Source organism: Liquorilactobacillus ghanensis DSM 18630, assembly GCF_001435235.1.
Taxonomy (GTDB): Bacteria; Bacillota; Bacilli; order Lactobacillales; family Lactobacillaceae; genus Liquorilactobacillus; species Liquorilactobacillus ghanensis.
In genome coordinates this window covers 222,880-243,319 of sequence record NZ_AZGB01000018.1, presented here as the reverse complement: position 1 = coordinate 243,319, position 20,440 = coordinate 222,880, and the positions used below count along the sequence as shown (strand labels likewise).

General features: G+C 35.1%; 17 protein-coding genes. 11 read left to right on the top strand and 6 right to left on the bottom strand.

The features are described from left to right. Positions 1-10 precede the first annotated feature (10 nt). Both FC89_RS08550 and FC89_RS08545 read left to right on the top strand, forming a co-directional pair. The gene (locus tag FC89_RS08550) at positions 11-790 is read left to right on the top strand and encodes an ABC transporter permease subunit (protein ID WP_057872141.1); all 780 of its coding nucleotides are present in this window, start codon (positions 11-13) and stop codon (positions 788-790) included. A gap of 12 nt (positions 791-802) precedes the next feature. Further along, positions 803-1,525: an ABC transporter ATP-binding protein gene (locus FC89_RS08545; RefSeq protein ID WP_057872140.1), complete on the top strand. Its 723-nt coding sequence runs from the start codon at positions 803-805 to the stop codon at positions 1,523-1,525. Positions 1,526-1,807: 282 nt separating this feature from the next. Here the strand turns inward: FC89_RS08545 and FC89_RS08540 are convergent, their stop codons facing one another. Then, positions 1,808-4,330 (bottom strand): PRD domain-containing protein, encoded by a 2,523-nt coding sequence (locus FC89_RS08540; protein ID WP_057872139.1) that lies wholly within the window; start codon positions 4,328-4,330, stop codon positions 1,808-1,810. Between the two features lie 203 nt (positions 4,331-4,533). Here FC89_RS08540 and FC89_RS08535 point away from each other — a divergent pair, with 203 nt between their 5' ends. The 6 genes from FC89_RS08535 (at position 4,534) to FC89_RS08510 (ending at position 8,585) form a co-directional block, all read left to right on the top strand. Further along, positions 4,534-4,968, top strand: a complete 435-nt coding sequence (locus FC89_RS08535; RefSeq protein WP_057872138.1) for a PTS sugar transporter subunit IIA — start codon at positions 4,534-4,536, stop codon at positions 4,966-4,968. A 15-nt stretch (positions 4,969-4,983) separates the two neighbouring features. Then, the gene (locus FC89_RS08530) at positions 4,984-5,478 is read left to right on the top strand and encodes a PTS sugar transporter subunit IIB (RefSeq protein WP_057872137.1); all 495 of its coding nucleotides are present in this window, start codon (positions 4,984-4,986) and stop codon (positions 5,476-5,478) included. Positions 5,479-5,495: 17 nt separating this feature from the next. After that, positions 5,496-6,368 carry a PTS mannose/fructose/sorbose/N-acetylgalactosamine transporter subunit IIC gene (locus tag FC89_RS08525; RefSeq protein WP_057872136.1) on the top strand — a complete coding sequence of 291 codons (873 nt, stop codon included), beginning with the start codon at positions 5,496-5,498 and terminating at the stop codon, positions 6,366-6,368. Positions 6,369-6,370: 2 nt separating this feature from the next. Continuing rightward, positions 6,371-7,216 carry a PTS system mannose/fructose/sorbose family transporter subunit IID gene (locus FC89_RS08520; RefSeq protein ID WP_057872135.1) on the top strand — a complete coding sequence of 282 codons (846 nt, stop codon included), beginning with the start codon at positions 6,371-6,373 and terminating at the stop codon, positions 7,214-7,216. Between the two features lie 31 nt (positions 7,217-7,247). Continuing rightward, positions 7,248-7,565, top strand: a complete 318-nt coding sequence (locus tag FC89_RS08515; RefSeq protein ID WP_057872134.1) for a hypothetical protein — start codon at positions 7,248-7,250, stop codon at positions 7,563-7,565. Between the two features lie 339 nt (positions 7,566-7,904). Then, entirely contained in the window at positions 7,905-8,585 is a 681-nt protein-coding gene (locus tag FC89_RS08510; protein ID WP_057872133.1) for a fructose-6-phosphate aldolase, read from the top strand. Between the two features lie 130 nt (positions 8,586-8,715). On the opposite strand, the gene FC89_RS08505 is transcribed toward FC89_RS08510, so the two are convergent. Further along, a complete protein-coding gene (locus FC89_RS08505) occupies positions 8,716-9,783 on the bottom strand; it encodes an AraC family transcriptional regulator (RefSeq protein WP_057872132.1) in 1,068 nt (355 codons plus the stop codon). Positions 9,784-9,903: 120 nt separating this feature from the next. Here FC89_RS08505 and FC89_RS08500 point away from each other — a divergent pair, with 120 nt between their 5' ends. After that, positions 9,904-12,129: a beta-glucosidase gene (locus FC89_RS08500; RefSeq protein WP_057872131.1), complete on the top strand. Its 2,226-nt coding sequence runs from the start codon at positions 9,904-9,906 to the stop codon at positions 12,127-12,129. 40 nt (positions 12,130-12,169) lie between these two features. Beyond that, the gene (locus tag FC89_RS08495; RefSeq protein ID WP_057872130.1) at positions 12,170-13,426 is read left to right on the top strand and encodes an MFS transporter; all 1,257 of its coding nucleotides are present in this window, start codon (positions 12,170-12,172) and stop codon (positions 13,424-13,426) included. Positions 13,427-13,687: 261 nt separating this feature from the next. Here the strand turns inward: FC89_RS08495 and FC89_RS08490 are convergent, their stop codons facing one another. Together FC89_RS08490 and FC89_RS08485 are read right to left on the bottom strand one after the other, a co-directional pair. Further along, positions 13,688-14,344 carry a histidine phosphatase family protein gene (locus tag FC89_RS08490; RefSeq protein WP_057872129.1) on the bottom strand — a complete coding sequence of 219 codons (657 nt, stop codon included), beginning with the start codon at positions 14,342-14,344 and terminating at the stop codon, positions 13,688-13,690. A 186-nt stretch (positions 14,345-14,530) separates the two neighbouring features. Next, the gene (locus FC89_RS08485; protein ID WP_057872128.1) at positions 14,531-15,973 is read right to left on the bottom strand and encodes an APC family permease; all 1,443 of its coding nucleotides are present in this window, start codon (positions 15,971-15,973) and stop codon (positions 14,531-14,533) included. 225 nt (positions 15,974-16,198) lie between these two features. Between FC89_RS08485 and FC89_RS08480 the strand changes: the two genes are divergently transcribed. Continuing rightward, a complete protein-coding gene (locus tag FC89_RS08480) occupies positions 16,199-18,322 on the top strand; it encodes a putative ornithine decarboxylase (RefSeq protein WP_057872127.1) in 2,124 nt (707 codons plus the stop codon). A 161-nt stretch (positions 18,323-18,483) separates the two neighbouring features. On the opposite strand, the gene FC89_RS08475 is transcribed toward FC89_RS08480, so the two are convergent. Together FC89_RS08475 and leuD are read right to left on the bottom strand one after the other, a co-directional pair. Further along, a complete protein-coding gene (locus FC89_RS08475) occupies positions 18,484-19,833 on the bottom strand; it encodes an MFS transporter (protein ID WP_057872126.1) in 1,350 nt (449 codons plus the stop codon). 22 nt (positions 19,834-19,855) lie between these two features. Next, positions 19,856-20,440, bottom strand: a complete 585-nt coding sequence (leuD, locus tag FC89_RS08470) for a 3-isopropylmalate dehydratase small subunit (protein ID WP_057872125.1) — start codon at positions 20,438-20,440, stop codon at positions 19,856-19,858.

Below are 20,440 nucleotides of genomic sequence, written 5' to 3'. Positions count from 1 at the left end.
GTTATCCATTATGGATAATACAATAATATTAAAAAAAATAAACTTTTCATTTCGAAAAATTATTCCATGGATTATTCCAATAGTAATTATTTTGTTTTGGCAATTAATTGTCAGTGTCGGCTGGGTGTCAGCAACGATTTTGCCTTCACCTTGGGATGTTTTAAAAGATGGGGCCGAATTAACGGTTAGTGGTGAATTGCCTAAGAATATGGGTATTAGTTTGTATCGAGCGACTGTCGGATTTGTGATCGGTGGAAGTATCGGTTTTGTTTTGGGGTTCATCAATGGTTTATCTAAAATTGCTCGGCTAGCTTTTGACAGCACGGTACAGATGTTACGCAACATTCCACATTTAGCCTTGATTCCATTGGTAATTTTATTGATGGGAATTGGTGAACCGGCTAAGATTTTTTTAGTAGCAATTGGTTGTATGTTTCCAATATACATTAACACCTACCATGGAATTATCTCGGTAGATCAGAAAATTATTGAGATGGGGCATGCATACGGCTTGAAGCAGTCGGCAATGATTCGCAAAATAGTTTTTCCGGCAGCACTGCCGACAATTCTAATGGGATTTCGGTATGCCCTTGGTGTAATGTGGACGACTTTAATTGTGGCGGAAACAATTTCTTCAAGTTCAGGAATCGGTTATATGGCAACTAATGCAGAACAATTTATGGATATGAAAACGATTATCTTATGTATTTTGATTTATGCTTTACTAGGAAAATTATCAGATTATATTGCCAAGAATTTTGAAATTATTTTTTTAGAGTGGCGCGGATAGGAGGAAAAGCGAATGAAAAAAGAAATTTTAATAACTATTCGTGGTGTTAATAAATCTTATGTAAAGCATATTGTTTTGCGTGAAATTGATCTTGATGTGTATCGTCACGAGTTTTTAGCATTTGTTGGGAAAAGCGGAGGAGGAAAGAGTACACTATTACGTTTAATTGCCGGACTTGAACAGCCAAATGCCGGAAAAATCAAACAAGGTGGGCATTTGATAAATAAAATTAATGACCAAGCACGGATGATGTTTCAAGAAGATCGACTATTGCCTTGGATGTCAGTTCAAGATAATGTTACTTTTGCCAGTAAAAAGCCTGATGATCAGAAAGAAGCTAAAAAATTATTATCTTTAGTTGGCTTGACAGAATATGCTAATGCTTTTCCAACTAAGCTTTCTGGTGGTCAAAAACAGCGACTAGCTTTGGCCAGAGCTTTGTTTTCACACCCAGATCTGTTGTTACTGGATGAACCACTTGGAGCACTAGATGCACTGACGCGACGTAATATGCAGGATCTGATAATGAAAATTTGCCAGCAAAGAAAAATTACCACCATTTTAGTTACACATGATATTAATGAAGCTGTAAGGATGGCCAATCGAATTGCCTTGATAAAGGATCAGCTAATCAAAGAGATTTTTGACAATCCATACAGGGGAATTGATACGAACGAAGCCAAAGAGAAAAGAGCTCTAATTTCTGATGAAATATTAAATAAAATTTTAAATTAGCGATTACAATATAAATAATACTTATAATGATGACTTAAGATAGTTTGTGTAAATAAAAATTATGTTGAAAGAAGGATAATTCTCTCACCCGATTGGATTATCAAGTTAAATTCAAGTAAAAAATTTCTTCCAAACCTTATTAGCAAATGATAAAAACGTTGCGTATTATTTTGAAAAGCTGAATTCATTAATTAACATTGATATGCTTGAAATAAAGCCCCCAAAAAATTTAAATTTTTTGGGGGCTTTTTTGAACACATACAAAGGTCATTGCTTAATAGCTTAAGCAAAAATGAAATCTTTAAGCAGTTGATAAAGCAATTCTATTTCATAATCTTGAATTTTAATATTGAACTTTTGCTCAACTGGTTGGAGTATTCCTTTTGAAAGAGAGATAAATTCTTTTTCTCTTGGGCTTAGTGACATATCTTTTAATGAAGTTGTCGAACTTGTCGAACTCGTTAGCATCCGTTCAACCATCAGCGATAAGTGCATATACAGGTTAAGTTTTAATTTGGGTTCAAACCGTACATTATAAAAATCTTCGTAATGCGATACGATCGTTTGGCTTTCTTGGATAACAATGTCTGGATTTAAAATCTTCAAACGATCACGAATACCCTCGATTGATAAGAATTTTAACATTTTTTCAATTAATGAATTGCTGGATTGCAGGCTTTCTCCGGCATGAAGTAAAATTCTTTGTAATTTCAACGAAACTTGTTTATCGAAAATATTGTAAACATTTATAATATTAATTCCCATATCATCATCAATATTTGTGGTTGTTAAGATTAATTGTGTTTTAGAGAAAAATTGCCGATTGTTATTTTTTAGTAGGACATATAGGTGCTTATAATCAAAAGTAATTACTTCTAGCGAAGGGGAAAGAGTTGTTTCGATCAGTTTCTTTATCTCTTTTGAAAGTCCCACTCCAGAAATGCATGAAACAATAATATTTTTTTTATTTGATAATCCTTCATAATATTGTGCATCAGTTGTTGAGCCATATTTTTGACTGTTTTCAGCAATTGATTCGAACATTTCATTTTGTTGAATGCGAAGACCGATATCAAGAGCCATTGCAGTTGTAATGTTATTTACAACTAAAAGCTTTTGATCAGATACTTTCTTGATTTCTCTAAATATTTGTCTCAGAGAGCCCATATCAAATAAGATAATATTTCCCTTAGTAGATGGTCCCTGATCTACTAAGTATTTTTGAACATAGGAGCTTATTTTATCAGCAGAAATATCGATCGGCATATTAAAAGCTTCAAAAATATAATTACCACAGAGTGTATTAATAACTTGTTGAATGCTTGATGCAGTAGATTCTCCATGTGCTAATAAAATTGCATTATAATGTATAGATTCTATTTTTTCTACATGTTGTGCCATAAGTACAAAAAAGGGGATGTAGTAATAAGGATCTTTTACATATTTAGGGTATATCTTGTTAATGAATTGCTTATATAAATAATAACTTCTAGGATAACGACTTTTAGTTTCAAACTGAATTGAAGACTTTGTTTTAATAGTAACTGAATTATCATTACACATATTTGCCAGTATAAATGCAAGTGCAACATAACGCCAAAATTCAGTTTCTTTTTGGAAGGTAATCCCGTATCTATGAGTTATATTTTTTTTAACACTTAACTGGATCGTTTGTATAAGTGAATTTAATAAAGATTCATCAGTCCCGATTTTAATTTGATTAAGGACTTTAAGCACAAGAAAATTTTGTTCAACTATAGTTTCTCCATTAGTAAGTGATTCAATAACTTTGTTAAGCAAATCGTTAATGGCAGGGCTTAATTGAAGCGCTTTAGTGATTAAAGCAGCTACTTCTTTTTGCAATGATTGTTGATTTGGCGTTATGCGAATGGTATTTTGATTAGCTAGTTTGCTAAGAATTAACTGCTTATCTTGAGGAGCATTAGCATATTTTTCTGCACATAATAGCTGAATGTGGTTGTTAAGCTCAGTAATGCTATTGATCGTAAGGTTGGCTAACTTGATTATAAAATGGAAAGATGTTAAAAACTGTCTGTTTAATTTATTGGCTTGATTTTGCAGAAACAAACAACTAAAAGCTATTCTTTCCGCAAATGGTCGTTTATTAAACGGATTTAAATTAATTTTAACAATAGCGTATTTAAAATTCTCATATTCAGTATCAACGGATTGGTTAGTTGTAGAAAAAATAAAACGAGTATTTAATTCTTCTTGATTAATAGCATAGTTAAGAAGATAACGTTGTGTTTCATGATTAAGGACTTGTAAATTTTTAACATACAAATATCCATTTATATTTTTTTGGGATACAGAAAAATATTCATTAAATGTTTTTTTGTTTTGAAGTAATGTATTAATTTTATTTTTGTATTCTGCACAATCAATTATTTTAAAGAGTGAGTTTTCAGAGAATATTTTCCTGCGAATGGCTTCGCGATAAATAGTATGGGCAAATAACAATTTTCCGGTACCACGAGAACCACTAATAAGAATAGGCAGTCCATTAGTTGGATAAATGATTGCTTCTATAGCGTGCTTGATATCTTTTTTTAAGCTGCCATGGTAACCAATTAATTTGTCAAAAGCAGTTTCTTCGCATTTAACTTGCCAATATACTGGACGACTACCGGTTTTTAATAATTTACCTTGTTTTTCCAGCTTTGATAAATAACTACTTGTTACGCCCCGAGTTAGACCTACAGCATTAGCTGCTTGAGCAGTTGTAATGCGTTCATCAGAAAATTGTTGAGAAATTATCGTATAAACCCTTTCAAGTGCCTTCAATATAATCCACCCCTTAAGCACTATTATTAATAATTAAGCACAACATTCAAGTGACTTTTTGTTGTTATATGCTTAATATAATCATTGTAAGCATTTTCTTTATTTAAGTCTAGACAAATAATGAGAAATGATTTTACAAATTTTTAATAAAGAGAAGGGAAAACAGCTTTCAAATTATACTTTTGCAGTGAGAGGGAATTCAAATGAAATATTTATTATTAGTTAGTCACGGTGATTTTTCAAGTGGATTGAAACAAACGCTAAGCATGTTCTCAGGGGATGTTATTAATTCAGTGATTGCAGTGGGATTAAAGCCTAATGAAGGCAGTCCACTTTTAAAAAGTCGCGTAGAATCAATTATTAGCAAACTGCCAAATAGTTCAGAGTTTGTTGTTTTGGCTGATATTATTGGCGGCAGTCCACTTACTACTGTTTGTGACGTCTTGAATGATCACGGGAAATTAAACGATAGCTTGATAATGGGTGGTATGAATTTTTCAATGGCATTAACTGCAGTAATGTCGAAGGATTCGATGAAAAATGATGAATTGAAGGCAAAAATATTAGCAGAGGCTAAACAAGCAATTAAGGTTTTAGACATAGTCAAAACATCAGAAACATCTGATGATGATATTTAAAGGAGAGTGTGGATAATGTCGATTTCTTTTGTAAGAATTGATGATCGTATGATTCATGGACTAATTACAGTTCGTTGGGGTAAAGAATATCCTTGTGATGGGATCATTGCAGTGAATGATAAAGCTGCTAATAATAATATTTTATCTGAAGCATATAAAGCTGCTTCAGACAAAAAAACATTTGTTTGGACATTAGATCATTTCGAAAAGGTAAAGGATAGAGTCTTAAGTTCTAAAACAAGATACTTTTTGATTACTAAAAATCCACAGGATATGAAAAAAATTCTGGTTGATATGGACTTTAAACCAAGTGATATAAAAACTATTATTGTGGGTCCAGGTAATGATCGAGAAAATACCATAAAACTTGGAGATAATCAGTCCTTTAATCAAGAAGAGGGCGCTGCTTTTGAAGCAATTGAAAATAAGGGATATAAAGTAGAATTCGCATTGTTACCAGATCAACACTTAGGAGATTGGGGTAAATTCAAATCGAAGTTTGGTTATTAAAATAAAGGGGTACAATCATGACGATTAGTTGGATTCAAGCGGCAATTTTAGGATTGTTTGCATGTTTATGTTCTAATTCTTGTATGGCTGGTCAAGCAGTAGGTAATTATACCATTGGTCGTCCTTTGGTAGGTGGTCTTGTTTGTGGGATTGTTTTAGGTAACCTCAAATTAGGGATTGCTTGTGGTGTAGCTATGCAGTTAGTTTACATTGCGCTTGTTACTCCAGGCGGAACAGTTTCAGCTGATGTGCGGGCGATTTCTTATATCGGTATCCCATTAGCTATGGTTGCTATTACATCGCAAGGATTGAATCCACTGGCAGGAAGTGCTGCAAACCTTGCAAAATCAATCGGGACGTTAGTTGGAACTGTTGGTACGGTTCTTTACTACGCAGTTGCAACTATGAACTTGGTTTGGCAGTCATTTGGATGGAAAGATGTTCATAAGGGGAAGCTTGATAAGTTAACAGCTGTTAATTTTGGTTGGCCATGGATTTCTCACGCAATATTCTCATTTTTGCCAACAATGATTCTTACTTACTACGGTGCAACAGCTGTAACAGCTTTGCGAAACGCTTTACCAATGGATGGAATAGCTATGAAGACGCTATTCACAGTTGGAGGTATGTTGCCTTGTGTCGGAATTGCAATTTTGCTTCGTCAGATAGTTAATCATGCAGCTGACTTTATCCCGTTTTTCGTTGGCTTTACATTAGCAGCTTCATTACATTTGAACTTGGTTTCGGTCACCGTTGTTTCACTCTTGTTCGCGGTTATTATGTATGAAGTTGAAATGTCTAAGGGTTCACAGGGACCACAAGGACCTCAGGGAAAGAGTGGTCCTGTTCCTGAAGCAGCAGGCACTGATAGTGAAGAGGAGGACATTTAACCATGGAAAATACGAATAATTTAAAAAAACTTGATAAAAAAACATTAACAAATTCTTTTCATCGTTGGTTTTGGGGAGCGTTAACCTGTTTTTCACAAGAACATATGCAGACATTCGGTTATATGGCTTCTATGTTACCGATTCTGAGAAAATTATATCCGGAGCATAAGGATCAGGTTAAAGCAATTAAAGCATATACAGCATTTTTCAACACTAATCCAATGCTGGGTTCGGTCATCGTTGGTATTACTGCTAGTATGGAACAAGCGAGAGCAAATGGTAAGGAAATTGATGGGGAAACCATTAATGATATGCGTGCTGGTCTTATGGGACCAATTGCCGGAATTGGTGACTCACTAATTGATGGAACACTTATCCCTATTCTTTTAGGAATATCTCTTGGGATGTCAACCGGCGGCTCGCCATTAGGAGCAATTTTCTATATTGTTGCATGGATTCTCATTGCTTATTTTGGACAACGTTTCTTGTATTTTCGTGGATATAAATTTGGAGATCAAGCTGTTAGTTTCTTAGTTGGAAAACAAGGTGCAGCTGTACGGCGGGCAATAAGTATTGTTGGAAGTATGGTTGTTGGTGGTGTCTTGGCTTCTTGGGTAAATGTTACGACTTCACTTAAATTATATGGATCAAACGGTAAAGTATTTCTAAACCTTCAAGATAAATTAAACAGTATCTTCCCCGGATTATTAACGGTCGTTGTAACTTTGTTTTGTTGGTGGTTAATGACAAAACGCCATGTATCAGCTATTTGGACCATGTTAATTCTCGTTGTTATTTCATTCATTGGTGTCTTGGTCGGTTTCTTCAATCCTGGTCTTTCTTATTGAGGTACAGCAGATAAAAAAGGAGAAGGTAGATATGACAATTCAAGAAATGGAAAAAGGATATAAAGAAGAAATCACCTATCAGAAGCGTATGCTTAAAAACTTAGGATATTGGTTTCAACTTAATGCTATTATCAGTGGCATTGGTATTGTCTTAATTTACTTTTTTAATCACCATAATTTATGGCTCAATATATTGGGAATTGCTTTATTTATAATAGGTGCCTTAGGGATGTTGATGTTTGGATATGCAGGATGGAAGGGACAACAGAATATCCATGCAATAGTTAATGATTTTGATCAGAAAATTAATTATTTTCGTAAGAATTATCCTAAAAAACAAGTTCATTAGTAAATACTGATTTTCAGAATCTTGATTTTACCGCAATTTATTATGAGGGATGCTTACGATAACACCAAATATTAACACACTAAAAGCAATCATTGGTTTCAAGAAATTTTAAGTAACAAATGGTTGTTAGGCTTTAATTATAAAAAAGCAAAGTAAGTAGTGAAAAATAATTATAACCAAAGTTTTACTTGGTAGCATTATTTTCCAATAAGACTTTAGCTGGATTTTTAGCAATCTTCATGGAGAATCTCTTCGTCTTTGATAATCATACAGGGGGAAGAGATTCTTTTTTAATTTAGTTTTTATTTATTTCTATTAATTATGAAAGAGGTGGTTATAGTGGAATTTATGTTAGATACTGTCAATTTACCGTTAATTGAAAAGTATAGTAAAATAATTAAGCTTAGTGGGGTAACTTCTAATCCATCTATTATCAAAAGAGAGGGAAAAATAGATTTTTTCAATCATTTACGTAAAATCAGAAAAATAATTGGTCAAACTGCTAAATTACATGTTCAAGTAACCGGAAGATCAACCGCTGATATGATTACTGATGCACATCGGATTCTTGCAGAAATTGACAACGATGTTTATATCAAAGTTCCAACTAATGAAGCGGGTTTAGCGGCAATAAAGCAATTAAAAAATGAAGGAATTCATATTACCGCAACGGCTATTTATTCAGAGTTGCAAGGCTTTTTAGCAGTAGCAGCCGGTGCAGACTATTTAGCTCCGTATTATAATCGAATGTTAAATATGAATATTGATGCGGCCTATGTTATACGGGCTCTAAACCATGAAATAAGCCAAGAGCGGTCTGCAACAAAAATTTTGGCTGCTAGTTTTCATAATTGTCAACAAGTTAATGAAGCAATTGAAAGTGGTGCCGACGCGGTTACAATTGGACCGGATATATTAAAAACAGCACTTACTAATCCTGCTATAAATGCTGCAATAAAAGATTTTACTGATGACTGGGAATCCATTTATGGTAAAGATTCAATAATAACTAAATTATAAAACATTGCAATCAAGAAAGTAATAGCTGAAATATAACAGTGGCCCCCAAAAGCTAGACTAAAATCTAATTTCTGGGGGCTGCTTTATTATTGATGTTTTTTATTTTGGCACAGAACTATTAAAACGATGTTTAATATGCAACGATATAATTCTTGTTATTTCGGTAGTAAATAGGAGAAGTTTTTGTAAAAGCTTTAAAGGTTTTAGTGAAATAGCTTTGATTACAAAAACCTAACTTGTAACTAATTTCACTTACAGATAAAGAAGTATTGCAAAGTAAAAATTTTGATTCTTCGATCTTCTTTTGCTGTATAAAATTTTTCAAGTTAATATTAACTTCTTTTTTAAAAAGGGCGGATAGATAAGGGTAGGATACACCAATATAGTCAGAAATTTCTTTTACGGTTATTTTATCGTATATATGATGTTCAATATATTCATTCGCCAGCTTGATAATATGTGAGGTGTTGACTTTTTTATTCTCTCTAAAGTAAAGAGTGTATGATTTAAGCATTTTTTTAATAAAGGAGTCTAACTGACTATTTGCGTAAAGTTCGTCAACTTCATTAATCAATTTGTCAGATAGGTCGTAGGAATCTTTAATGGAGTAACCGTTAAAGATAGCAGATCTGGTTATTAATGTAATAAAACATACTAATTTATATTTATTGGATTGCAGACTGTTGGCAGACAGGACAGATTTTGAAGATCCGGATAATTGTCTAATTAAAGAATAGGCGGATTTGGAATCTTCATTTTTTAAGAAGCGGATAATAAGTTGTTCAACATAAGTGTTATTACTAATATCTACTTGGATGTCTTTGTCTGAAGAACTTAATTTGCTTTCTTTATGATATAACGGAATTTGATTTTCTTCTAGAATTTTAGTAATCAGCGTTATGGTTTTTTGAACATTTTGAATATTTTTATGCGTAATTTGCTTAAAGGTAAGCGGCACAATGAGTAATATTTTTATTTTATTACCACGATAAGCATGACAATAAAAAAACATAGTGTATGATTTATGGCTTTGATAATGAATATATTCATTAGAATAATTAATTAGATTTAGTGACTTTTTTGAACGAGATAAGTAGCTATTATTAAAATCGTGCGTGTAAATACACGTGCGATTTTTATATATTATGCAAGGATAATGTATTAATTGAGTTAATAATTGTTTGCTTAAATTGTCCATAATAGTATCCCCTTTAAAAAATGATAAAAATCGTAAATAAATAACATCTTTCTTTGCTCCCCTATTATATCCTTTATTTGTAAGCGAATACAAATATATGCAAGGATTGAGGAGAAAAATATGAATACAGAAGCTACTTTGAAGAAAATGACTTTAAGAGAAAAAGCAGAATTAGTATCAGGCTATGCACTTTGGTTTATTAAAGGTGTTGATAGATTAAATGTTCCTTCCATAATGATGTCAGATGGCCCTTCAGGTTTGAGAAAGCAAGATGATCCGACAAAAGTTGAAGAGTCGGTTAAAGCAGTGAATTTCCCTGCATCAGCTCTTACAGCATGTTCCTTTGATGAGGATAAATTATATAAATTAGGGGAAAATTTGGGTAGTGCAGCTAGAAAAGAAGATGTAAATATCCTTTTAGGACCAGGAGTGAATATTAAAAGAACACCATTAAATGGTCGTAATTTTGAATATTTTTCTGAAGATCCGTTATTGGCTGGCAAATTAGGTTCAGCTTATGTCAAAGGAGTACAAAGTCAAGGTGTAGGGGTAAGTTTAAAGCATTTTGCGGGTAATAATCGAGAATTAACTAGATTTACATCTACGTCTAATATTGACGATCGCGCTTTACGGGAAGTGTATTTAAAACCTTTTGAGTATGTAGTAAAAAATGCAAACCCGACAACTATAATGTGTTCTTATAATGCGTTAAATGGTGTTTTAAATTCACAAAACAAAACATTATTAACAGACATTTTAAGAGAAGAATGGGGTTACAAGGGTGTTGTAATGTCTGATTGGGGTGCAACCGATGATCATATTGAAGCCCTTAAAGCAGGATTGAACCTGGAAATGCCTGGTAAAGGAGAACTGTCAGTAACTGAGGTAGTAGATGCAGTTCGTAACGATCGGTTAGAAGAATCTATCTTAGACAACTCGGTATATAGAATATTGGAACTGATTGATAAATGTAAGTTTGCTGAAAAAAATAATCATGAAGTAAAAAGTCTGACAGAACAACATGAATTTGCTTGTGATTTAGCAGCTAATAGTATGGTTTTATTGAAGAATGACCATGATGTTTTACCTATTAAAAGCAATGACAATATTTTAGTAGTTGGTGAGTTAGCCATCAATCCCCATTATCAAGGTGGAGGAAGTTCACACGTTAATTTGTACTCCTTAATAACTCCGCTAGATGGTATTAAAGATCATCATGGTATGGTTGGTTTTTCAAAAGGATACGAAGAAAACGGAAAGAATAATCAACAATTAATCAAAGATGCAGTTAATGAAGCGAAAAATTACTCTAAAGTTGTCGTTTTTGCTGGAACTACAAATAGTTCTGAATCTGAAGGCTTCGATCGAGAAAATATCTCATTACCAGATTATCAAAATGACTTAATCTGCAAATTAGCTGAAGCAAATAAAAACATAGTCGTAGTACTTCAAAACGGCTCGGTCGTAGAGATGCCATGGATTAGTAAGGTTGCTGGCGTTTTGGAAACTTATTTAGCTGGTGAAGCAGTGGGCGAGGCGACATGGAGTGTTTTGAGCGGAGCAGTGAACCCTAGCGGCAAACTGTCTGAAACATTTCCAATTTCGTTAAAAGATACATCGGCTTATGGAACATTTGGAACTTCTAAGGTAGAAGAAAACTACCATGAAAGTATTTTTGTGGGGTATAAGTATTTTGATATAAAGGATAAAAAGGTACTGTTTCCTTTTGGATACGGGCTCAGTTACACCAAATTTGCATATTCAGATATTTCTTTAGCGGATCTGGATGGAGAGCTGCAAGTTAAATTTGTTTTGAAAAATGTAGGTGCATGCGCAGGAAGCGAAGTCCCACAAATATATATTAGTAACTTAACATCAGATTTTGAAATGCCCAAGAAGGTATTAGCCGGCTTTACCAAAGTATATTTGAATAGCGGTGAATCTAAAGAAGTAGTTATTAATATCAAAAAAGCGGAGTTTACGTATTTCAATCCGATTAAGCAGTCTTGGTGTTTTGATAACGGTGAATATTTAATTCAATTAGGGGAATCTTCAAGAGAAATGCATTTTTGCGAAAAAATAAAATTGGAATGGAATACCGATCCAGTTGCTTTGATCAACAGAGATTCTTATTTAGATGATGTTATTGAAAACGAAAAACTATTTAGTTTATTTAAGCAAAGCAAATTATATGCGGGACTGTATCAACCAGTTAAAGACAATAATGATGCTACCTTAAAAATGATGCGTTACACACCATTGAGATCGGTATTAATGTTAGGTTCTTACAAAACCAGTTCAGTAGTAGATGAATTTGTAAACGATGCTAATGCTTTAGGCAAATGATAATGATTTATAAATCTGGATTACAAGGAGAAAAGTAATTATGAATGAGAATACTGATAAAAATGTTACACCGTTCAAAAACTTATCTTGGGCATTATTTATTGGTAGCACATGTATGTGGACTGCCTTTATGACGACAGTTATGCAGTTGACTCTAAAGATGGTAAGTGTTGATCCAAGTGGATATACTAAGTCTTATGGGTTAGTTACCAGTATAGGGGCATTGATTTCTTTGATAGCTAATCCCTTAGGTGGATTTATTGGTGATCGAACTCGGGCAAAATTTGGTAAAAGAAGAACATGGATTTTAATCGGTTCTATACTGGGATCAATTTTAATAGTGCTGATGGGTGTATCTACTCAAATATGGCAAGTAGCGACAATATTTGTTCTTTTACAATTAGTTTATAACTTCGTCGTAGCTGCATTTACTGCTCTGATACCCGATCAATGTCCTGAAGAAAAAAGAGGAACATTATCCGGGATTAATGGTATGACACTGGTAGCAGGTGTGATGATCGGAAATGTGTTTGTCCACTTTGTTTGGAATCACAGTCAGTTAGGATTCTATATTATTTTAGCCGCAATTGGTATTATTGGTGCGCTTATCAGTGTTTATCTTTTAAAAGACAATCCAGCAGAAGTTAGAAAAGATAGTTCCGAGGCTGAAATAAAAGATAGAGGACAAATTTATCCCAGTTTTAAAAAATATCCTAGTTTCACTTGGGCATTATTAGTCAAATTCTTTTATGCTTTAGGTACAGGCGGAGCTAGTTACATTACCATAATGTTGATTAATAAAATGCATCTTTCGAGTGCTTACGTTGCCAGTGTTTTTTCAATAGTTACTATGGTAGCTACTGTATTGAGTGCTTTAACCAGTTATGCGGGCGGAATATTGTCTGATAAGTTCAAAAAGCAAAAAATATTTATGTATGTTGCAGCCTTAATTGCGATGTTGGGAACACTTATGTACGCATTTTCTAATAACATCACAATGGTTATTGTAGCAATTATTATAACTAACATGGCAGGTGGAATCTTTAATGCAGTTGATTCAGCCTTGGTAACTCGGGTACTTCCTCCAGATGGAGATAATGGTAAAAACTTTGGCATAATGAATGTTGCAAATAGTCTGCCGCAAACAATTGTACCAGCGATTGCGCCGATGTTATTACAACTAGGGACCAAAACAGCTATGGGACAATGGCCATTCTTTTATGTTGTTTTGGCAATTGGGGTTAGTCTCAGCTTGATTTGCTTAAAACCAATTCCAGACATTGGAAAAGAGTCCTAGATTCCTGATTAATAATTAAGCAAAAGCGCATATTATTAACAATGTGAGTTAGTAAAGATGAACTTTTGGTAAGCTCCCCTTTCTCAGTAATAAAAGAAAGTCCTGATATGATATTTCAGGGCTTTTTTTAGTTTCTCGAACTAATAGATAAATTCGTTTTTCAAAGGATTTCCAAGTTTCATAAATATTTACACTAATTCGGCAGTATTTCCCAGGAAATGCTTGATGACGGTCAAATAATTCTTGATTTACGCTTAGCAATTATTGATTAAAGGAAACCACTTGAATCTGGTGGTCATTGACGGCTAATTTAGTTAGGCTGCCATTGGCTGGTCGCTGGGTAACATCAAATTTTCCTGCACCAAATCTTTCAACCAGACTCAGTAATGTATTACCATGGCTGACTAATAGAACCTTACTTCCATCATGAATCGTTTTAGTTTGTTTAATCAGTTCCAGACCTTGGTCCATTCGTTTCCAATATTCTTGATTATTTTCGGCATGATGAAACGGGTCAGCTGCTTTGAGAAAATCTTTGGCCTGACCGATTGAGTATTTTTCAACAATTGCTTTGAAGGTTGCAACACCATGTGGAGCACCAGCAACATACCAAGCTTGATTCATATCGGTACCTTCAAAGTAACCATAAAATTCTTCTCGAAAGAATGGAGAAACAGTCGGTTTTTTCAATTTCGCAAACCGATTATGATTTAAAATTTCAACGGCTGTTTGTTCAGCTCGGGGCAGATCACTGCAAAAGGCTGCATCAAACTTGATGTTTTTCAATTTTTCTCCAACATCACGTGCGTTTTGCCAGCCCTTTTCGGTCAAGGGGGAATTGCTCCAGCCTTGAAGTTTGTTGTAAATATTGTAGTATGTCTGACCATGGCGAATTAAGTATAATGTAAATTGACTCATTTTGCGGCCTCCTCTTATTTTTGCCTTAAGTATACCAGCAAAAAGGGGTTTGAAAACATTTTAACAGCAATTAAGTTAGCGCTATCAAAAAATGTTGCAGCTGTCCTTGATGAAAATCGGCAGCTACTAAAATAGACTACCCAAAATTAATTTTTTGAGCAGTCTATTTTGCTTTTTAGTCAATAGTTATCGTTGCTTTTTAAGTTCATGTTTACGTAATAACGGCAACAGCAAGCCAACCCCAAATAAAATAAAGACCGTGATGAAGTTTAGCAGCAGTTGATGATTAAATGCCTTAGTCCCAAAAGCAGCTTCTTGGGGAATAAACCCTAAAGTTGCGCAGACAAAGGTAAAGGCTAGGCACCAGCCGCCAACTAACAGTGCACCGGTTCGATTGCGGATAAAAATATAATCCGAATGAAAATCCTTTTGGCGCCAGCGAATAGCCAAAAATGAAAAGAAGACCCAGCAGGTTTTATATGGTGAAACGATCCCGTTGATGTTCAACAACCAATTATAAATGGTGTTAATATTGGGAAGTGTGCCGGTTAATAACAGTAAAAACAAACTAAGTCCAGTGGTCATTAAATATGAATTGATCGGACGACCTTGTTTATTTTTCTTAGTTAGCCAACTAGGCATAAATTTATCAGCAACATCACCAGCGAAAACACGACTAGAAGCATCCAATAAAACGGCTAATTGAGCCATCATGAAGATAGCTTGAACGACAGCAAATAAGTACATCAAGATTTTACCGAGCCCTAATTCTTGTCCAAGCAAAGAAAAGGCATAGTAAGGTCCATTCATTTTAAAATCATGCGGAATATGGTTAGCGTTAAAGAAGACCGCTAAAGATAAAGTTCCAAAAATAGTTAAGAAGGCGGTCATAATTGCTAATAACCACATTGCTTTGGGAAATTCATGTTTAGGGTCGCGCATTTGAACAATATATGGTGCGGCTAATTCAGCACCGGACATAGCAAAAATCAATAAACCGGTCGTTGAAAAATATTTAAGACTGAAATGTGGTAAAAAAGCATGAAAATTAAACGGTTGTGTTGCAATTTTGGCTCCATGCAACAGGGCATAACCGGCCAGTAAAACGAACAGAACTGACATGATAAACATTGCACCACCACCGATTAAAGATAAAACTTCAAGCGAATTTTTAATCAGGTTTTCAAGCAGAATAAATAATAAAATAATAATAAAAGTTAGCATACCAAATTCAAAAGTTGACATCTTTTGACCCAACGTATTATTTCCAAGGATCATCCAACTAAATGAGACGATGACGGAATTAGAAACATCGACAATATAAGGTACACTTTGAATCCAATACATCCAAGAAGTCCAATAGCCCAGCGTATCGTTGCTACCGCGTCGGACCCATGACGCTAAGCCACCGCTTTGATTATCAAAAGTTAAACTAAGCTGGCTGACGATCAATTCATAAGGGATAACATAAGCAAATAGTAAAAAAATCCATGAAATAACAACAGAAAGACCTTGATTTTGAAATGGATAAAAAATGTTTTCAAAACTAATAATTGTTACAAAATCTAATAAGGCAATAACCGGCCAGCTCATATAGTGCTTTTTTGGCTGTAAAAGATTATCAGGCATAAAAAAATTCCTCCAAAAATAAATGATTTAATTGAATTAAGACTAAATCAAATTATTCGGCGGCTTATGTAAATTTTTAGCGATAATTAAGTCCACTTGTATCAATCCTTACACGTTATATAATGAAGTCAAAAATAATTTTGACATCTAATTTTAAATTGTAGTCTATAAAGATGAAATAATACAGAATTTTTTTGAAAAGCAATGAAAGAAAGGAATTCCTAAATGAAATATTTGAAAATTGCCGCTGAAAAAAAGCTGTGGCCGCTGCTGCCATCAGAATGGGAAAAAGTGACCTTGGAATCGCAACCAGCAGCTGCGGAATTAGCTGCAATTGTGGCAGCTGCGGGCGATTTGCAGCAACTGCAACAAATAGAAAGATTCAAACGGCAAGCACAATTGCCACTACCGATTATTAAAATCAACCGTGACCAATCACCAGAACAAGCACGTTCTTTAATTCGCCAACAAGCCGATCAATATGTAAAGCAGATGGTTCCGGCTTTTTTAAGTGATTTGGTTGATTTTGCTGATCAAAGACCGATCAGTTTTACTACTCCGGGACATCACAATGGTAAGTTTTATGCTAAACATCCAGCGGGAGTAGTTTTTGATCGTTTTTTTGGTAAAAATCTCTTATTTGCGGATACTAGTGATACAGTGGCTCAATTGGGTGATACGATGACGCACGATGGGGCTCCTTTAACTGCTGAACAGCAAGCAGCACGGGCCTATCATGCAGATAAAGTTTATTTTTGTACGAATGGTACCACAAGTGCAAATTCAATTTGTGTCAGTGCGCTGTTAAATCCGGGTGATGTGGTTTTATTTGATCGTAATAATCATAAATCACTTTATAATAGTGCATTATTAATGAATGGCGCCGTACCGGTTTATTTGCCGGCAGATCGCAATGCATTAGGCTTGATCGGTGAAACTGACCCGGCTGCTTTTTCAGAAAAAAATTTGCGACAAGAAGTTGCCAAGAAATCTCCCCTGAAAGCTAAGGCTAAACGACCATTTCGCGTAGCCATTTTACAACTGGAAACTTATGATGGAGTTTTTTATCAGGCAGATTGGATTTTGAAAAAAATTGGTCACTTATGTGATTATATTTTATTTGACTGTGCCTGGGGCGGTTATGAACAATTCTCCTCTTTATTAGCCGACCTTTCGCCATTAAATCGAGATTATCGACCACAAGATCCGGGAATCTTAGTAACCCAATCGATCCATAAACAGCAAGCGGGAATGGGGCAAGTCTCACAAATTTTAAAAAAAGATAGTCATTTAAGGGGCCAGAAACGTTATGTAGATCATAAGCATTTCAATCATGCGTATTTAAAATATGTAACATCGAGTTATTCATATCCGTTGTATGCTTCTTTGACAGTTAATGCTGCAATGGCGGCTAGTTCAGCGAACCGGCAATGGTGGCAGCAATTATTAGTTCGCGGGATCAAGTGGCGTAAAGAACTATTAAAACGTTCACGCTTATTTCATCCTTGGGTGCCAGCCCAAGTCGATGGTCGTCCCTGGGAGGAAATTCCGACTTCTGAATTAGCCAGCCAGATAAGTTATTGGAAACTTGATCCAGTCGATAGGTGGCATGGATTTCAGTCCGTAACAGCTAGTCAGGTGCGGTTGGATCCATTTAAATTAACGATTACCACACCAGGGATTGATTATCAGCATGCTGTATATCAAAAACAAGGAATTCCTGGAGCAGTAGTTGCGGAATTTTTAATGGAAAATGGAATTATTCGTGGGAAAGATGATTTGAATTCACTATTATTTTTGCTAACACCAGGAGATGATGAACCGCAATTTCAGCAATTATTGGAAAAATTGCTGGTATTTGAACAGCTGTATTTTAAAAATGCTGATGTAACTAAAGCTTTGCCACAATTATATCAAGCCAATCAAGCGCGCTATAGAGGCTATGGGTTACAACAATTATGCCAAGAGATGCACGAATATTATCGTGCTCATCAAACATTTAAATTACAACAGCAGTTATTTCAAGCGGCTGCTTTCGAACCTAATTATGTGATGTCACCACAAGCAGCTGAACAACAATTCAAACGTAATCATGGTAGGCTTTGTCTGTTAAGTCAGGCGGCAGGAAAGATTGCTCTGGAAGGTGCGCTGCCTTATCCTCCTGGTGTTTTTGTAGTAGCACCGGGTGAACGGTGGCAGCCGGCTGCACAGCAGTATTTTGAAGTTTTGTTGGGTGCTGCTGCAAAGTTTCCAGGATTTGAACCTGAAATTCAGGGAGTGTATTATCAATTGAATGATCCAGCGGCAGCTAAGGTGTATGTACTGGATGAATCGGAAAGTAGGAATTGATGAAAGCTAAATTGGGTGGAGTTTTTTATGGAGCTTTTTTGGGAATATTAGTTAATTGGCTATTTCCACCGAGGATCAGGAGTCAAAAATCAAAAACATCAAAATAATTTATGAAACAGGAATTGGGAAAGCTATCAAAATTGACAGTTTTCCCAATTTTTTTATTCCAAAATTTGATTATTAGTTTCAGGGCCAAAGAAGAAAACGATTAGTCCGGCAATTATCGCAAAAGCACTGATTAAAATAAAAATCATATTTGCGTTTGAGACACTTAACAGCCAAGAAACGACTAATGGCATGCCGACGGTAATTAATTTAGAGATACCATTGGCAATTCCCGATCCACGAAAACGATATTTGGTCGTGAATAGCTCAGAAACATAAACACCGACAACCGAAGCCATTAAAATATAAAAGCAAGATGTTAATAAAAAGCCGATAAACATAACCATTGGGGCACTATTTTGATGTGAGTAAATCATGCCTAAGGCTGCCGCAGCAATAAAAGCCGTGACGATTGTTGGTTTTCGACCAATTCGATCAACTAGCTGAGACCCCAAGAATGCGCCAACTGGAGCACCAAGCATCATAACAGTGGTGAAGCCTAACGAAGAAACAATATTAATACCTTGTTTAACTAACAAAGTTGGTACCCAAGAAGTAAAGGTATATTGGCAGACAATGGCGGCTGAAACTGCGAAAATAGCCACGAATAAATTACGACCAAAGTGAGCATTAATGTCCTGAGCGGCTTGTTCAGCATTTTGTTCGTTGGGCAACGGAGCTTTAGCAATTCCAGCGGCGGTCATTTCAGTTTCTAATTTGGTAATTACCGTTTGAGCAGCTTGATATTTTTGGTGGGTAATACTCCAACGCGGTGATTCCGGCAAGTTTCGGCGAAAGTACCATAAAATTAAAGCAGCTGCACCAGAAAGTACGAACATGATCCGCCAAGAAAAGCGGGGAATCAGCAGCGTGCATAACAGCATCGTAATGGGAGCACCACAGTTGGCAATGAATGACGTTAAGGCACACCAGCGACCACGACTTTTAATCGGTGCAAATTCATTGATCATTGAAAATCCAGTAACGATTTCAGTACCTAACCCGATACTAGCAATTAAACGGCAGACAATTAAGAAATACATATTTGGTGCAAAAGCTCCAATCAGAGTGAAAGACCCGAAAACTAATAAATTTAACTGATAAGCTTTTTTGCGTCCGAAAAAATCACCAATTAAACCAGCAAAAACTGATCCAAGGAATAAACCGAAAAATCCGACTGACAGAAAAATCGAATTAAATTTTAAGTTTGACCAACCGGTTTTAAGTAAATAACTGCTGACCCCACTAGCCAAATAAACATCAATTGCATCAAGAAACATTCCGGCTGAGACTAAGATGAAAATTTTATAAAAGGTTTTAGTTGGCTGAATTTGGTCCATTCGGGTCTTTAATTGCCGCGCTTGAGCTGAATAGGTACTTTTTTGAATATTAGCTGATTCTTCCATAAATTAATTTTCCCCCTCTAAATTAGTTAAAAGTCGGAATATTTTGTTCAAAATCATTAATTTCTTGAGCATGCTGCAGCGTCAAATCGATATCATCGATCCCTTGAATAAATTTGTTTTTCCAAGTGGCATCGATTTTAAAGAAATAAGTTTGATCTGGGCAACTGACTTTTTGCTGCGGCAAATCAACGGTAATTACTTGATCTGGAGCTAATTTAGCTAAATGTTGTCGGGCGGCTTGAGGTAGGATAATGGGCAACAATCCATTTTTAGTGCAATTCATAAAGAAAATGTCACTGTAACTACCGGCAATAATTATTTTGAATCCCCAGTCTTTCAATGCCCAAGCAGCGTGCTCGCGTGAAGATCCACAGCCAAAATTATCGCCACTGATCAAAATAGTTGCTTGCTGTCGTTCAGGTGCATTTAAGATAAAGTCAGGATTAGGCGTACCATCATCCAAGTAACGCCAATCATGAAAAAGATGTTTACCGTAACCAATCTTCAAAATATTTTTTAAAAACTGTTTGGGAATAATTTGATCGGTATCAATGTTATTGTTCATTAATGGGATAGTGGTTCCTTGATGAATTGTAATTGCATCCAT

Coding starts and splice junctions, on each gene's coding strand:
- FC89_RS08550 (WP_057872141.1), top strand. CDS start 11: ATGGATAATACAATAATATTAAAAAAAATAAACTTTTCATTTCGAAAA.
- FC89_RS08545 (WP_057872140.1), top strand. CDS start 803: ATGAAAAAAGAAATTTTAATAACTATTCGTGGTGTTAATAAATCTTAT.
- FC89_RS08535 (WP_057872138.1), top strand. CDS start 4,534: ATGAAATATTTATTATTAGTTAGTCACGGTGATTTTTCAAGTGGATTG.
- FC89_RS08530 (WP_057872137.1), top strand. CDS start 4,984: ATGTCGATTTCTTTTGTAAGAATTGATGATCGTATGATTCATGGACTA.
- FC89_RS08525 (WP_057872136.1), top strand. CDS start 5,496: ATGACGATTAGTTGGATTCAAGCGGCAATTTTAGGATTGTTTGCATGT.
- FC89_RS08520 (WP_057872135.1), top strand. CDS start 6,371: ATGGAAAATACGAATAATTTAAAAAAACTTGATAAAAAAACATTAACA.
- FC89_RS08515 (WP_057872134.1), top strand. CDS start 7,248: ATGACAATTCAAGAAATGGAAAAAGGATATAAAGAAGAAATCACCTAT.
- FC89_RS08505 (WP_057872132.1), bottom strand. CDS start 9,783: ATGGACAATTTAAGCAAACAATTATTAACTCAATTAATACATTATCCT.
- FC89_RS08500 (WP_057872131.1), top strand. CDS start 9,904: ATGAATACAGAAGCTACTTTGAAGAAAATGACTTTAAGAGAAAAAGCA.
- FC89_RS08495 (WP_057872130.1), top strand. CDS start 12,170: ATGAATGAGAATACTGATAAAAATGTTACACCGTTCAAAAACTTATCT.
- FC89_RS08490 (WP_057872129.1), bottom strand. CDS start 14,344: ATGAGTCAATTTACATTATACTTAATTCGCCATGGTCAGACATACTAC.
- FC89_RS08485 (WP_057872128.1), bottom strand. CDS start 15,973: ATGCCTGATAATCTTTTACAGCCAAAAAAGCACTATATGAGCTGGCCG.
- FC89_RS08480 (WP_057872127.1), top strand. CDS start 16,199: ATGAAATATTTGAAAATTGCCGCTGAAAAAAAGCTGTGGCCGCTGCTG.
- FC89_RS08475 (WP_057872126.1), bottom strand. CDS start 19,833: ATGGAAGAATCAGCTAATATTCAAAAAAGTACCTATTCAGCTCAAGCG.
- leuD (WP_057872125.1), bottom strand. CDS start 20,440: ATGGATGCAATTACAATTCATCAAGGAACCACTATCCCATTAATGAAC.